Origin of the sequence: Helicobacter jaachi (assembly GCF_000763135.2) — a bacterium.
GTDB lineage: Bacteria > Campylobacterota > Campylobacteria > Campylobacterales > Helicobacteraceae > Helicobacter_C > Helicobacter_C jaachi.
In genome coordinates, this window is sequence record NZ_JRPR02000002.1 from 150989 (window position 1) to 166003 (window position 15015).

The following is a 15015-nucleotide window of genomic DNA, read 5'->3' on the forward strand; positions in this document are numbered from 1 at the left end:
GTTTGAGCGCAATCATCGAGGCAAAAAATCTTAACCTTGGCTATAATGATGAATTAGTCATTAAAGATGCGACTTTTAGCATTAATGCCAAAGAGTTTGTATTTATCACAGGGGCTTCAGGAAGTGGCAAAAGCACTATTTTGAGTTCATTTTTTGGGCATTTGGGCGTAAAGAGCGGGCATCTTAATGTATTTGGCGTGAGTATGCAAAAGGCTTCAAAAAATCGCATTAATCACTTGCGCCGCAGCATTGGTATTGTCTTTCAAGATTATAAATTGATAAAAGAGTGGAATATCGAGCGCAATGTTATGCTGCCTATGGTGATTAATGGTTATAAAAAAGAAGTGTGCAAATCACAAGTAGAAAAGCTACTTGTGCATATTAAACTTTCGCATAAGGCGAGTAAATTCCCACTAGAGCTAAGCGGTGGGGAGCAGCAGCGCGTGGCAATGGCTAGGGCATTAGCGCATAATCCTACGATTATTTTAGCCGATGAGCCAACGGGTAACCTTGATGATTACTCAAGCGAGCTTATTTGGAATCTGCTCAAAGGCGTGAATGAGCAGCTTGGTATCACGGTGGTTGTGGTTACGCATAGAATGCCAGATAGGCTTAATATCCCATATAGACGATTGCATATTGAAGAAGGAGTGGTGTATGAATTTGCTTAGGAGACATTTGGCACTAATTATCCCCCTTCTTGCCTTGCTTTTTAGTTTGGAGAGCATAATGCTAGTTAATCGCGCTGTAAGCAAGCATGAAAGCAAACTTTCAGATAATTACTCACTTGTGATTGCTTCAAAAAACGCACTCACACTTGATAAGATTCAGAGCTTTATTCGTGAGGCTAGGGAGCTTAAAGCCATTACGCCAGATTATTTAATGAATGAGTTTAAAAAAGATTTAAGCCGAGAGAGTCTTGAGACTTTGCAGAGAGAATTGCCATTTTTCTATTCGCTCAAGCTCTCAAGTTTTCCCGATGAAGAGCGATTGCAAAAGATTAATACTACCCTTTCAAAGCTAAATGGCGTAACCAAAGTAGAATCTTTTAGCAAAAGCCACTCGCAAGTGTATAAATTGCTGCTCATTATTAAAAGCTCTATTGTGGTATTTGCCTCGCTCATTGCGATTTTAAGCTATATTTTGATGATTAAACAAATTGAAATTTGGAAATTTGAGCATAGCGATAGAATGGAGATTATGGCATTTTTAGGTGCGCCAGCGTGGATGAGAAATGGCATTTTATTCCGCCTTGCGTTTATAGATTCTATCATTTCAACCATTATCATCATCGTGGGTATGGCGTATCTTATTAACTATAACAAAATGCAAGAAGTGCTTCAAACTCTTGAAGTTACAAGCGATATATTCCGTATGGGCAGCGATTTTATTATTTTGCTTTTCACATCAATTCTTGTTTCTATCGTATCAGTTGTTTTTGTCATTATTAAGCAAAAAGACCTATGATGAGGTATTTTGCGTGGTTTGCACTCGCTCTTATTGTAAGTGCGAGTATGGCAAATATTGACCAAGATATTGCTAAAAATAAAGACAAGCTCGCCACCGCGCAGTCCCAAGAAAAAGCCATAAGTAAAAAGCTTGACGAATTGGGCAAGGCTATTAATAGTAAAAATGCTGAATTGGTCCAGCTAGGCAAGCAAATTGAGAATCTGCAAAAAGACATCACGCAAAATCAGGGCAAATCTCTCTCTCAAGAAAAAAGCCTTAAAGATTCTAAAGCACGCCAGATAGCCCTCATAGAGCAAAAGCAAGCGCTTGAAGCGCAGATGATTAAGCTTATCGCACAAGGCATTGCTTTTCATATTATTATCGAGCGCGAGGGGAGCGCAGATTCTGTAGATGGAGTGATAGAATCTTATGTGTATCAAATCTTGCACAAACACACTAGAAGCAGTATTAAAACGCTTAATGCCAAACAAAGTATATTAAATAATGAGATTGAAAAAATTACTAGCACCATTTCCCAGCTCCAAAGCTCTATTAAAATCCAAACAGATAAAAAAGATAGCCTCCAAGCTGCAAAAGCGCAGCAAAATGCCATTCTTAGCAAGATGCAAGATGAGCTAAACACCTATAATGAGCAGCTTAAAGATATTGTCAAAGAGCGCAAAAATCTTGATGAGATTTTAGAGCAGCTTAATATTGTCAAAGAGCAGAAGCAAAAAAGTGCTAGCCAGCAAGCCTTTATCAATAATCAAAAAAATCCAAATAGCATTAAAGCCCCAAAGCAGTTTGGCACTTCATACCGCGATGTGCCAACTATTGCCTACAAGGGAGCTAAGACATTTGCTCCACTTGAGCGATATACGATTGAAAAGCCCTTTGGTCCATATTTTGACCCGGTGTATAAGTTTAAAATTTTTAATGCGGCTATTTTGTTTAATCCCACTTCGCGCAATGCGCAGGTGAAAAATGTGCTTGATGGCAAAATAGTGTATGCCAAAGATGCGCCCGGACTTAAAAAAGTTATCATTATAGAGCATACAAATGCTATTCACACTATCTATGCGTATATGGATAGTATAGAATCTAGTATAAAAGTTGGGCAGGCAGTTAAAAAAGGCGCGATTTTGGGCAGGGTAAATGAGCGCTTAAGCTTTGAAATCACGCAAAAAGATAAGCACATTAATCCTGCTGATTTTATTAAGCTTTGAAGTTAAAAAAATAATATTTTAGCCGATATGTCTCTTGTTATATTCTAGAATTTTGAAGGAGGACGCTATGATTAATGGTATTAATAATGCCGAAGGCACGAACAATGCTGTTAAAAATCAGCTAGTCAATATGGTAAATGCGAGCGGAAAGGCAGTTACGCAGGATACCCGACCAACCGAAGTGCGCCTGCAGGAAGAAACTGCCCAATATCAAGACAAGGAAAGCAAGAAGCAGCTTGAGAATGAATTGCGTGATTTGAGTAAAAAGCTCAATGATGAGATGAAGCGCATAGGCACGGATATTAATTTTTCCTATAATGAGAATATCCCCGGACTTATGGTAACAGTTAAAGAAAGCAATGGCGATAAAGTCATACGCGAAATACCCTCAAAGGAAGCCATTGAGCTTATGAAACGCATGAGGGAAGTGATTGGCGTTATTTTTGATAAGCAAGGCTAGATTCTATAAATTTATAGAATCTAATGCAGGATAAGGAGGTAGTATGGCACTTGGTTCGTTAAGCTCGCTCGGGCTTGGTAGCAAGGTTTTAAACCATGATGTTATTGACAAACTAAGAAAAGCCGATGAGGCGTCTCACGTCGACCCTATTGATAAAAAAATCGAAAAAAATGTTGAGAAGCAAACCGAGCTTGTAGCCATTACCTCCGCTTTGCGCGAGCTTAAATCAAGCACAAGCAAGCTTGGGGATTACTCCACTTATCTAGGGCGTTCAAGCAATGTCATAGGCGATGCGCTTAAAGCCACTATCTCCGCTGGTGTGCCTACACAGGATATTAAAATTGATGTAGATTCTGTAGCCACTTCAGACATTAATGAAATAGGCTCAAAATATGAGAGTAGAGAATCTGTATTTAGCCAAAAGGATTCTGTATTAAAATTCCACCACAAAGGGCAGGATTATAAAATTGATATTAAAGCCGGTATGGAGTTAGCTCAAGTCGCACAGCTCATTACAGATACTACAAAGGGCGAGGTTATGGGCATTGTGATGAAAACAGGCGGCTCAAATCCCTACCAGCTTATGATTAATTCCAAAGATACAGGCGAGGCTTCAAGGGTGTATTTTGGCTCTACAGCGAGCGGCTCTGTCGTGCCAAGAGGTCCATTTGAGCTAAAAGATGGTGATTTAAACATTACGCTTAAAGATAAAAAAGGCGTGGATAAAACACTCTCCATTAAGATTCCAAGGACAGCTACAGAATCTAAATCACAAGATAATGCCCAAACACTTAAAGAAGCTATTATCGCGGCAATCAAGGCAGATTCTAGCTTTGAGGGATTACTTGATAATGACTTAAATATCGGTATAGGTGGGGCAAATAGCGATTCGCTTACCATTAATGATAGACGCGGTTATGGGGTTGTTATCGAGGGTGCTATGGCACAGGCTCTAGGCTTTGGGGCTGATAATCAAAGCACTAAAAAAGATGATTTAATGGTAGCCACCAAAAGCGTGGGTGCGGGCAAACTCAAAGGCACTATCAATATAGGCAGCATTCCGCTTGATTTATCCACACTCACAAAGGAGAAAAATACTGCTGCACAAAATGCTAAGAGCATTGCTGAAGCCATTAATAATATCGCAGGTATTTATGGTTCTGTTAATGATGAGGGCAAGCTAGTGATTAATTCTGATACGGGTGAAGTTAATATCTATGCCAATAATGATGCAGAGAGCAAAAAAGCGCTTGAGGACTTGGGATTGAAGCCCGGCACTACAATGGATTATGCCAAAACGCAAGAAGAGCTTTTCAAAATCCGCAAGGTGCAAAGCGCTGAAGATGCGAAATTCTCATACAATGGTATTTCAATGAAGCGCCCAACAAACAATATAGATGATATTGTAAGTGGCGTAAATATCGAGCTACTCACTACCACAGAGCCGGGCAAGCCCGCTGTGATTAGCATTACGCGTAATGATGAGGAAATTACAGAGAGTGTAAAAAAATTTGTAGAATCTTACAATGAGCTGGGCTTAAAGCTTGATGAGGTTACGCGCTATGATGAAGATTCTAAAATCGCTGGCATTTTTAATGGCGATAGCGATATTCGTATGATTCGCCCTACACTCAATCGTATTTTTTCTACCACTATTCCTACAGAAACAGAGCTTAAAAGCCTTGCAAAATATGGATTAGCGCTTGATGAAAAGGGCAAGATGAGCCTTGATGTAAGTAAATTGCAAATGGCTTTAAGCACAGACCCACAAGGCACGCAAGAGTTTTTTTATGGGAGTGTGAAAAGCGCAGAATTTAAGGAGGTGCAAGTTGATGGTGTGTTTAAAAAATTTGACCAAGAGCTTGATAAGCTTCTTAACGGAGGCAATGCAAGGCTTAAATTACTTGAGGAAAGCCTCACAAAAGATGATAAAAAACTGCGCGAAGAGCGTAAAAAAGCAGTCGAGCAGCTCAATACGCGCTATGACATTATGGCACAGAGGTTTGCAGCCTATGATTCTCAAATCTCTAAAACCAATAATGCCTTTAGCAGCGTGCAGCTGATGATTGACCAATCCGTAGCAAAAAAATAAGGAGTAAATTATGTATGGCAACAACGCTTATAATCTCTACCAACAAAATTCCGTGTCTGTGGAATCGCCTGTCAAACTGGTTGAAATGCTTTATGAGGGGATTTTGAGATTCTGTTCTTTGGCTAAAAGGTATATGGAGGCAGAGGATATTGAGAAAAAAATCTATTATATTAACCGCACGACAGATATTTTTACAGAGTTGCTAAACACGCTTGATTATGAAAAGGGTGGCGATGTGGCAGTGTATCTTACAGGGCTTTACACACATCAAATTAAACTCCTTACACAAGCAAATGTTGCTAATGATACGACAAAGATTGATACTGTTATGAATGTGGCAAAAGGGCTTTTAGAGGCTTGGAGGGAAATTAATCAAGATGAATTGGCTCGATAGCTTAAAAGTTGCACTCCTTAATCAAGATGACAAAACCGCCTTTCTCCTTGTGAGTAATCTCCCCTCAAATCTCCATAGTGCGTCGCTTGAGGATAAACTGCAAGCCCTTGAGCTTATCGCGCAAACAAAGAGCCTTCTAGAATCTAGGCAGCTGCAAGTAAGGATTAATATGGAGCAGATTAAAGCAGCCAAAAAATTCCTTGAGAATGCGCATTAGACGCTCTTATTGTGGCTAAAATCCTGCAATGTGAGAGAGTTTTACAATAATTTTATGCAAAATGCGCGCTTACATCTTGACTTAAGGCTTAAAATCGTATAAAATGCCCGCGTTCAAAATTTAACAACAAGGAGTTTGTAATGAACAAGGCAGAATTCATTGATTTGGTTAAGAAAGTTGGCGAATATGACACAAAGAAAGATGCTGAAAAAGCAGTAAATTCTTTTGTAGATGCTATTTCAAAAGCGCTTTCTAAAAAACAAAGCGTAGAGCTTGTAGGTTTTGGTAAGTTTGAAACAGCTGTGCAAAAAGCAAAATCAGGTAAAGTGCCTGGCTCACACAAAACTTATACAACAAAAGAAAAGTCTGTGCCTAAATTCCGCCCAGGAAAAGGTTTAAAAGACCAAGTAGCTAAGGCTAAGAAATAACTGCTATTTAACCTAGCCTCCTTCCCATTGTGGGAGGCTAGGACATTAACGATTTCAAACTCTCTTTCACACTTTTTCCATTGATTATAAGGCTAATTTCTCTTGCGATAGGCACATAAATGCCCTCCCTCTGCCCAATTTGTGCAATGGCTTGAGCTGTAATTACACCTTCAGCCACCTCGCCTAATTCACTTAGAATCTCATCTATAGGCTTTTGCTGCGCTAAGCCTAAGCCCACTCTATAGTTACGCGACATGGTAGAATTTGATGTTAAAAACAAATCGCCAGCGCCCGAAAGCCCCAAAAATGTTTCCATTCTCGCTCCAAAATGTTCTCCAAATCGGCTCATCTCAACCAATCCTCTAGCGAGCAAAGAAGCTTTTGCATTCCCGCCAAATGACAGTCCATCGCAAATCCCCCCAGCAATAGCAATGACATTTTTATACGCTCCAGCTACCTCTCCACCCACGACATCAGGGCTTGTGTAGGTTTTAATAAAAGAGGGCATTAATACTTCAAATTCGCGGCTAAGGGTAAGATTGCGTGAGTGTATCATAAGCGCGCAGGGTAGGGAGCGCACCACTTCAGCGGCAAAGCTAGGACCGCACAAATAAGCCAAATGCTTATGTGGTATATATTCCTCCAAAATATCGCTCACAAATGCGCCACTCCCAGATTCTATACCTTTGCTTGCGCATAATATTTTAATGCTTTGTGGAAGTTTGACTAGAGAAAGCCACTGCCTTAGCGCACTTGTGGCAATGGTTAGGACAAAAAGTTCAGCCCTAAGTGCATCATTATGCGATACTTGCGTAATTACTCGCGCACCTTTACTTGCTAGATTCTCATTAAGTGGTGCAAGCAGGGAGCTAATATCTCGCCTTGAAACGATATATACCTCATTTTTTTGCGCCAAAGCAAAGGCTAAAGCCCTGCCCCAAGCGCCTCCACCAAATATGCCCACCTTTTTCATTATTGTTTCATCATTGCTTATAGTGAGAGATTTTCAAAATATATAGCTGTATGTGAGAAAAATTTGCGTAGTGAGCGCGTAAGGATTAGCCATAGTTTTATTGCTAGCGGGGACATTGGTTACTACAGGTGCATTTGTCATATTTTGCTCATTATTTACATTGAGCGCATTTTGCGTTTGTGCCACAGGTTGAGACACGCCCCCGCCCATTACCATAAGCGCATCATTAACAGAAATTTGCGTCTGCTTAAAGGTAAGCATAAAGCGATGTGCCTTACTAACAGTAACTGCCATACCTATGCTATTCACCCATGCAGGATACAGAATCCTACTGCCATAATCGTAGGCATTTTCCTCGTATTGCTGCCCACTATCATAGGCTTTAGTCTTGCCTCCACGCCTTTGGGCATTAATCTCTAGCGCATTTGAGGCGAAAAACTCCACCTCCACATTGGAATCGGGCTTAACAGAGTAGTTTAGCTCCACGCCAGCGCTATAGCGAGACATTGGCGCTTCAATTTCATTAGGATTAGCATTGCCTGTAGTAAGCTCAAGCTCGGAATATCCCTCATTAGCGAGTAAATCTGCCTTTATAGAGAGATTTTTGCTCACCTGCGCGCTTGCTTTGGTATCCTCGGTATGATTATTTTTTGTGAGATTTTCAGTAGGATTTGCTATCTCCTTGCTTGGCTCATGCAACTGCAACTCTTCAGCCCACAAGCAAGCCATCACCACACTCACCAGTAATATGACTTTTTTCAATGCTCTCACTCCCATTCGCGCACACTCGCGCTACACTTAAAAACTTATATATAAATCGGCATTTAGCATTTATTCTAAATACTACTCCAACGCGCCACACACCCTAACGCCTTATTCATTCACAAGTCAAAATTGGCTAGATTCTATCTTAAATCTTTTTAAAAATTTATAAATGTTTTATGTGCTTTAGCCTATACTAGCACTTTACATTCCAAATTTTCACATAAGGCAACTTTAATGTCAGCATTTGAAACCATTATCGGCTTAGAAGTCCATGTCCAGCTCAATACCCAAACAAAAATCTTTTGCTCTTGCGCTACAAGCTTTGGCGATGAGCCTAACAAAAATGTATGTCCCACTTGCTTAGGATTGCCCGGTGCACTGCCTGTGCTTAATCGTGAGGCGGTGAAAAAAGCTATTTCATTTGGCACTGCCATTAATGCTACTATTCATCAAAACTCCATTTTTGCGCGCAAAAATTATTTCTATCCCGACTTGCCCAAAGCCTATCAAATTAGCCAATATGAAATCCCCATCGTTGGCAGAGGCAATATAGAGATAAATTTAGAATCTTATAATAAGACCATTGGCATCACGCGCGCGCATTTGGAGGAGGACGCGGGCAAAAATATCCATGAGGGCAATATTTCTAAAGTAGATTTAAATCGTGCTTGCACGCCACTTTTAGAAATTGTGAGTGAGCCAGATATGCGCAGCAGCGATGAAGCCATAGCGTATTTAAAAAAATTGCACTCTATTGTGCGCTTTTTGGGCATAAGCGATGCGAATATGCAAGAGGGTAGCTTTAGATGTGATGCAAATGTCTCTATTCGTCCGCAGGGGGATTCTAAGCTTTATACGCGCGTGGAGATTAAAAATCTAAATTCCTTTAAATTTATCCAAAAAGCCATAGAATTTGAGGTTGAGCGCCAGCGTGAAGCGTGGGAAGATGGCAGATATGAGGAGCAAGTGGTGCAAGAAACAAGGCTTTTTGACACTACTCAAGGCGTTACACGCTCTATGCGTGGTAAAGAGGAGGCAGCGGATTATCGCTATTTCCCAGACCCAGACTTGCTCCCTGTATTTATCGATGAAGCCTTAATGAATGAGGGGCGCGCTATTCCAGAAATGCCCGATGAAAAAAAGGCGCGATTTGTGGAGCAGCTCGGATTAAAGCCCTATGATGCAGGCGTGCTCACAAGCAGCCTTGAGTTGTCAAATTATTTTGAAACTATGCTTGAGTGTGGCGCGAGTGCAAAGGGCGCGCTCACTTGGCTAACAACTGAACTTTTAGGACGATTAAAAGGAGAAAAAACGCTCACAAACTGCGGCGTAGATGCGCCCACACTTGCCACACTTGTGAAGTGCATTGAGGACAATAAAATTAGCGGCAAAAGTGCTAAAGATATTTTAGATGTGCTTGTCAAAGATGGCGGGGGCGATGTGGAGAGCCTCATAGATTCTATGGGATTAGCGCAGATTAATGATGATGGCGCGCTGCTTGAAGCCATAAGGGCAGTGCTTGAGGCTAATGCTGATAAGGTGGCTGAATACAAAAGCGGCAAGGATAAGCTATTTGGATTTTTTGTAGGGCAGGTGATGAAGTCTTGCAAAGGCGCAAATCCCGCGCGTGTAAATGAGTTATTAAAACAACATCTTTGAAAGGTCTTGGCTAGATTCTATATTTTGACTTAAACAAGCCTTGCTTGCGTGATTTTATGAGTGGTGCATACTTAAAAACATTAAAAGTTTATCCTTACATTTTCTTAAGATTTTTAAGCCTACAGAAAGCGGAGCATATTTGTAGCTGTGATGATTTTGCCGCCATGCGCGCATACACTGCATATTGGCGCGCAAAATATTTTTAAGACTTGCATTTGAAGTCCCACCGCTGCGCATTTTGACAAAGCATTCATTGATATAGAGGCTTTTTAGGCGGTATCTTTGCAAAAATCTTAGCATGATTTCATAATCTGCAGCGATATTATACGTAAGGTCAAATCCCCCATACTCCTCATATACGCGCCTTTTGACATAAAAGCTTGGGTGCGGCGGGTGAAGTCCTAGTGCAAAAAAATAGCGCGAAAACTCCCTCCCTTTAAGGTTTCTTAGCGGTTTGTGTTGGGCATTGACATACAGCACATTTGCGTAGAGAATATCAATGCCGCGCGGACTATCAAAACCCCACGCAATAAAGCGTAAAACTAAATTTGAAGCAAAAAAATCATCTGCATTCAAAAACCCCACAATCTGCCCTCGTGCGTGCTTTAAGCCTTTATTCATAGCATCATAAATGCCATTATCGCGCTCGCTCAAAATACGCAAAGCAATGCCTTTTTGCGCGTATTTAGCGCGATAAGATTCTATAATCTCAAGCGTATTATCGCTACTTTTGCCATCAATAATAATATGCTCAAAGTCGCTAAAATCCTGCATAATTACAGAATCTAGCGTGTGTTTAATCGTATGCGCGACATTAAATGTAGCCGTGATAATAGAAATTTTAGGCGACATCAAATCGCCTTTGTGTGTAAAGAGGCTTTGAGCTACAATCTAAGCGCATAGGGTGAGCCTTTGCGCGCTATGGATTGCTGTGGCGTGGGCTAAAATATTATACGCATAGCAGAAATGTGCTGCGATGTATCGCGTGGGCGCATATAGGGCTACATATTCGCTTCTGCCCCCCCCCTTGCGTAGCTCATAAGCCCTTTTGTAGAGCGCGATTATAGAATCTAGCATTTGCTCCTGTGTGAAATGTGCCAAAAAGCGCTCCCTTGCGCCTTTAGCAAAATGCGCGTAGCGAGATTCTATATCGTTTATAGCTTGAGCTATGGCTTTAGGATTTTTAGGCGGGATAACAAGCCCGCTTATGCCGTGTTGATTGACAAAGGCGCTGCCAGAGGGTGAAAGATTAGTGCTAATCACAGGCTTACTAAAGCTCATCGCCTCAAGCAGCACTACGCCAAAAGATTCTTGAATGGAGGGCAAAACAAATATATGGCATCGTTCATAATAATATGCCAGCTGCTCCCTTGGTATCGCGCCTACAAGAAATACACGATGAGTAAGATTAGCAGCACCAATAAGGCGCTTAAGTTCATTTCTAAGCGCGCCATCGCCGCCAATGCATAAAATATACTCTTGGCTTAAAAATTTCATACTTTCAATTAAATACACAAAGCCCTTATTTTGCGCTAATCGCCCGAGCGAAAAAATCATCTTTTTATGCGCGTATTTATCTAAAAAGTCTAAATGCTGCGTATGCGCGCAAGGTGGCTTAAGCAGATGCGCATTAATCCCAATAGGAATGCTTATACATTTTTGTCTAAAAGGCTTTAAAAAGCGTGATTGTGCGATGTAGTTTGGGCTTGTGGCGATGATAAAATCTGCTCGCTTTAAAAGCCATGTTTGCAAGGGTTTATAGAATCTAAGCAGATATTTTTGCTTAATAATATCACTATGCCAATGTAAAATGATAATTTTCCCTCTCGCCTTTTTTTGCAGCAAGAAAAGGGCTAGATTTGCCATAGGGTCTGGCAAATGCAGGTGGATAATATGATAGGGCGCAATAAGGTGTGAGAGCGCGCTAATCATCTGCGGGCTTATAGAAGTAGAGGCTACCTTGCCAAATGAGGCAGTACGGTAGATTCTAGCGCTCTTAGTAATATCGTATGCAAAACTGCGCGCAGAGTTTGAGCATAACACATCACAGATTAGCCCTCTAGCATTTAGCCCCTCGCAAATATCTTGCATGACAGATTCTATACCGCCAATATCTGGGGGGTAAAACTTGCCAAATTGCAAAATTCTAGGCAGCATATAAATCCTTAAAATGGGTGTTTTCTAAAAAATAGCCGCATTGTATTACAAAATAGCTCATAAAAAGCTTACTAAAGCTGCTTAGAGCCGAATACGCCCTAAGCTTAAGCTAAAAACCACTAGGCGCGCGAGATTTTGCCAGCGGAAGCTATAGCGCAGGCTTAAAAGTATGGAGTGCGCGTAGCAAGGCAGGAGGGATTTATTAAAGCCATTGTGAAAGCAGGCGAGCTGTGCGCGATAGAGCTAGGATTTAGACAATAGCGATATATGGGCGTTTTTGAGCCAATGTAGCGCTTAGATTCTAAACTCACCACTAGCACAAGCAAGCCATCTTCTAGCATCACAAGCGGGCGATTTATAAAATACAGCCTTACGCTTTGCATAATCTTTAGCAATTGCTATAGAATTATCCTGCCCACAATCATCAACAATAATAATCTCTATAGAATCTAGCTCAAAGTGGGATTTTAGATTATGCCCCCGTTAAAATATGCGTCTAAAAGCCCTTGCATATATGGCTTTTGGCGTAAAGACTTGATAGCGCGCGTGCGTTTGGAAGTAAAAAGCGCAAATGTGCGCGGATAATTTATAAGTAGCGCCTCAAGGCTTGATTGCAAATCATTAAAGCTAAAGCCGCCAAATCGCTTTGCTGTGATGCTTAGCTCTGGGAGATTTGAAACAAGTGCTGGGCAGCCTGCTAGCATAGATTCTACAATGCTTAGCCCAAAGGTCTCATAGCATAGGCTTGGGGTAATTGAGAGCTTTGCAATTTGCAAAATGGCTTTTATTTCTTCGGGCTTAAGATTACCTAAAAAGTCATAGCTTGAGGCTTGCATGGTGCGTCGTGCGAGATTCTCACACCTTGCCCTATCATCGCCCTTGCCAATGATGAGTAGCTTAAAATGCGCAAAATTAGGCTTTTTAATGAGATTTGCAAAAGCCTCAATAAGCAGAGTGATATTTTTCTCCGCGCTTAATCGCCCAAAAAATACTAGCACATCTTGCTTGTTAGAGAGTTTCACTAAGGGATTATAGAATCTCATTTCAATAGGATTGGTAAGTACTTGCAGCTTTGCCCTATCCCAGCCGTCATCTAAATGCTTTTGTAGTTGGAAACTACCCACACAAAGCACTTTATCAAAGAGAGTTTTAGTATTTAAAAATATGCCTTGATAGAATAGCGTGCGAATGCCTTTGAGTATAGAGTAGATTCTGCCGCGTCTGTCGCAATTTTTCCACATTATGGCAAGCTTGCAGCGTCCTATGCAGTATTCACAAGTGTGTTGTATAGCATAATTATAAAGCCCACCATTAGCGCAAGGTGCGTAACCATGCTCGGTATAAATAAGCCTTGTGCGCGGATATGCCCTCTTATAGGCTCTAAGTGCGAAAAGCACACTAGGACTAAGGCGTGAGAGGTAGTTTTGCGTATGGATAATATGCGGCTTATGTGTGAATAAAAAGGTTTTTAAGCGCGCATAATTTGTGTAATTAAAAATATACTTAAATGCTCCGCGTATTTTAGGATACTGCTCCCAATCATCAAGGCGCAGGAATTGTGAAGGCGCGATATTGCAAGGTGGAGCAACATCACAGCTTGCCACAAAGACATTAAACGCCTTAGAATCTAGGCTAGATTCTATAGTGTTGCGAAAGACAGATTCTGCGCCGCCTTTGTATGAATCTGAAGCAAGATGCAAAAGGATTTTGCGTTCAAATGGGACTTTGTGGGTTAGAGTTTGATTTTGCCAAGTGTGAGAATGGCGAGCATCATGCGCACATAGGTTTGCCATTTGCGATGATAAGCAAGAGATTTTATGCAGGCTCGCAAATAGGGAGAAAAGCATATTATGCCCCCCCCCCCGTTAGTTTGCTCATCATAGCGATGTTCTAATGCAATGACACTCTTTAAAATATTAATCGTGTGTTTTTGTGCGGGGAGAAAGGCGCTATTGGCGCGCACTTCTGGCACATTTGATAGAGAATCTAGCTCATTTATCACGCGCGAAATATCTGCAATTTTTCTATCGCGCGTGTGAAAGTCGATTTTGCGCGTAATGGAGCTTGTGCTTTCACAATATACATAGAGTTTATCATCTATGCCCACACTTTTTTGAGCTAGTGCGCATATCCAAAAGGATTTTAGCACATCTTCTGCCATTGTGAGGCGCGTATCCTCGCCCATATGTGCCACGAGCAAATTTATCGCGCGCGCGATGTGCGAAGCTTTATAAAGCTTCGCACATATGTGCCACGGAGGTGTGGCACAATGGGCGAAAACTTCATAAAGTATCTCCTCTTCGCGTAAGGGTTTAGTAATCACAGGCGGGCTTACACGTTTCCAAGTCTTTGGCTCAAAACGCATACCAAAAAAGACAATATCTGCTCCAGATTCTATGGCGACATCATACACGCGCTTGCAAGTTTGCGCCAAAAGATAATCATCTGCATCTAAAAATGTAAGATACTCCCCTCTAGCAGCCTTTATACCTTTAATACGCGCACCAAATGTGCCTAAATTCTTACTATTCCTAACAATACAGATTCTATCATCACGCTTTGCATAATCCTTAGCAATTGCTATAGAATTATCCTGCCCACAATCATCAACAATAATAATCTCTATAGAATCTAGACTTTGATTAGTGCAAGATTCTATAGCCCTTGCAATGTGTGCTTGCGCGTTAAACACGGGGATAATGATAGAGACTTTAGGATTGTTTGGCATTATAGAGGCTTTGGAGTTTAAATCGCAATGAGCGGGGCAAGAGGGACTTTATGCCATATTTTATGAGTGTGAGTGCGTATTTAGCGCAAAAAATGGGCGCATAGCCTGCATTTGTGCGCGCAATTATGCGCAGCTCCTCTTTAAAATACTGCCAGCTAGGCTTTGAGGATAGTCCATGGGCGTTATATACGCTCACAATTATGTTGATGTATAAAAATTTTGCGCCCTGTCTGTAAATATGCGTGAAAAATGCAGAATCTGCGCAGATTTTAAAGCTTGTATCAAATTTGTGTTGTTTTAATAAATCTGTGCGCACAAATACGCTTTGATGACAAAAGGGCATACGATACGCAGGATTATAGCTTATACGGGGGATTTTGGCATGATTCTCATCAAGCCAAAAGAGCGTATCGCCATAAATTGCAGCATAATGCATTATAAAATCCTTGTGGATAGAATCTATGTAA

Annotated in this window: 17 protein-coding genes; 9 read left to right on the forward strand and 8 right to left on the reverse strand. The window is 41.1% G+C overall.

Translation table 11 applies throughout. The features are described 5' to 3' along the window. Positions 1-2: 2 nt before the first annotated feature. From LS71_RS04460 to LS71_RS04495, 8 genes are all read left to right on the forward strand, one after another. The gene (locus LS71_RS04460) at positions 3-671 is read left to right on the forward strand and encodes a cell division ATP-binding protein FtsE (protein WP_034352308.1); all 669 of its coding nucleotides are present in this window, start codon (positions 3-5) and stop codon (positions 669-671) included. Further along, positions 658-1467 carry a hypothetical protein gene (locus LS71_RS04465; protein ID WP_034352306.1) on the forward strand — a complete coding sequence of 270 codons (810 nt, stop codon included), beginning with the start codon at positions 658-660 and terminating at the stop codon, positions 1465-1467. The genes LS71_RS04460 and LS71_RS04465 overlap by 14 nt, the downstream gene beginning before the upstream one ends. After that, positions 1464-2675 carry a murein hydrolase activator EnvC family protein gene (locus LS71_RS04470; protein ID WP_138109830.1) on the forward strand — a complete coding sequence of 404 codons (1212 nt, stop codon included), beginning with the start codon at positions 1464-1466 and terminating at the stop codon, positions 2673-2675. The genes LS71_RS04465 and LS71_RS04470 overlap by 4 nt, the downstream gene beginning before the upstream one ends. A gap of 67 nt (positions 2676-2742) precedes the next feature. Next, positions 2743-3135 (forward strand): FlaG family protein, encoded by a 393-nt coding sequence (locus tag LS71_RS04475; protein ID WP_034352301.1) that lies wholly within the window; start codon positions 2743-2745, stop codon positions 3133-3135. A 43-nt stretch (positions 3136-3178) separates the two neighbouring features. Beyond that, positions 3179-5227, forward strand: coding sequence for a flagellar filament capping protein FliD (gene fliD / locus LS71_RS04480; protein WP_034352300.1), 2049 nt, complete (start codon positions 3179-3181; stop codon positions 5225-5227). A gap of 10 nt (positions 5228-5237) precedes the next feature. Continuing rightward, a complete protein-coding gene (gene fliS / locus LS71_RS04485; RefSeq protein WP_034352298.1) occupies positions 5238-5621 on the forward strand; it encodes a flagellar export chaperone FliS in 384 nt (127 codons plus the stop codon). Continuing rightward, entirely contained in the window at positions 5605-5838 is a 234-nt protein-coding gene (locus tag LS71_RS04490; protein ID WP_034352297.1) for a hypothetical protein, read from the forward strand. The genes fliS and LS71_RS04490 overlap by 17 nt, the downstream gene beginning before the upstream one ends. A gap of 140 nt (positions 5839-5978) precedes the next feature. Then, on the forward strand, positions 5979-6266 hold the full coding sequence (locus tag LS71_RS04495; protein ID WP_034352295.1) for an HU family DNA-binding protein: 288 nt from the start codon (positions 5979-5981) through the stop codon (positions 6264-6266). A 37-nt stretch (positions 6267-6303) separates the two neighbouring features. Here the strand turns inward: LS71_RS04495 and LS71_RS04500 are convergent, their stop codons facing one another. Then, positions 6304-7239, reverse strand: a complete 936-nt coding sequence (locus LS71_RS04500; protein ID WP_034352294.1) for an NAD(P)H-dependent glycerol-3-phosphate dehydrogenase — start codon at positions 7237-7239, stop codon at positions 6304-6306. Positions 7240-7272: 33 nt separating this feature from the next. Further along, the gene (locus tag LS71_RS04505; protein WP_420810250.1) at positions 7273-8001 is read right to left on the reverse strand and encodes a hypothetical protein; all 729 of its coding nucleotides are present in this window, start codon (positions 7999-8001) and stop codon (positions 7273-7275) included. A 237-nt stretch (positions 8002-8238) separates the two neighbouring features. Here LS71_RS04505 and gatB point away from each other — a divergent pair, with 237 nt between their 5' ends. Beyond that, a complete protein-coding gene (gene gatB, locus LS71_RS04510; RefSeq protein WP_034352291.1) occupies positions 8239-9663 on the forward strand; it encodes an Asp-tRNA(Asn)/Glu-tRNA(Gln) amidotransferase subunit GatB in 1425 nt (474 codons plus the stop codon). 54 nt (positions 9664-9717) lie between these two features. Here the strand turns inward: gatB and LS71_RS04515 are convergent, their stop codons facing one another. The 6 genes from LS71_RS04515 to LS71_RS04540 all read right to left on the reverse strand — a co-directional run bounded on the left by LS71_RS04515 (position 9718) and on the right by LS71_RS04540 (position 14984). Next, complete coding sequence (locus tag LS71_RS04515) at positions 9718-10515, reverse strand: glycosyltransferase family 2 protein (protein ID WP_034352289.1); 798 nt, start codon at positions 10513-10515, stop codon at positions 9718-9720. Positions 10516-10554: 39 nt separating this feature from the next. Next, entirely contained in the window at positions 10555-11820 is a 1266-nt protein-coding gene (locus LS71_RS04520) for a glycosyltransferase (RefSeq protein ID WP_052057758.1), read from the reverse strand. Between the two features lie 161 nt (positions 11821-11981). Continuing rightward, positions 11982-12215, reverse strand: a complete 234-nt coding sequence (locus LS71_RS04525) for a hypothetical protein (RefSeq protein WP_138109831.1) — start codon at positions 12213-12215, stop codon at positions 11982-11984. Between the two features lie 72 nt (positions 12216-12287). Then, positions 12288-13613: a glycosyltransferase family 4 protein gene (locus LS71_RS04530; protein WP_034352285.1), complete on the reverse strand. Its 1326-nt coding sequence runs from the start codon at positions 13611-13613 to the stop codon at positions 12288-12290. Beyond that, the gene (locus tag LS71_RS04535) at positions 13553-14548 is read right to left on the reverse strand and encodes a glycosyltransferase family 2 protein (RefSeq protein ID WP_052057756.1); all 996 of its coding nucleotides are present in this window, start codon (positions 14546-14548) and stop codon (positions 13553-13555) included. The genes LS71_RS04530 and LS71_RS04535 overlap by 61 nt, the downstream gene beginning before the upstream one ends. Beyond that, the gene (locus tag LS71_RS04540; RefSeq protein ID WP_034352283.1) at positions 14532-14984 is read right to left on the reverse strand and encodes a glycosyltransferase family protein; all 453 of its coding nucleotides are present in this window, start codon (positions 14982-14984) and stop codon (positions 14532-14534) included. Before LS71_RS04540 ends, LS71_RS04535 begins: the two co-directional genes overlap by 17 nt. Between the last annotated feature and the right edge of the window lie 31 nt (positions 14985-15015).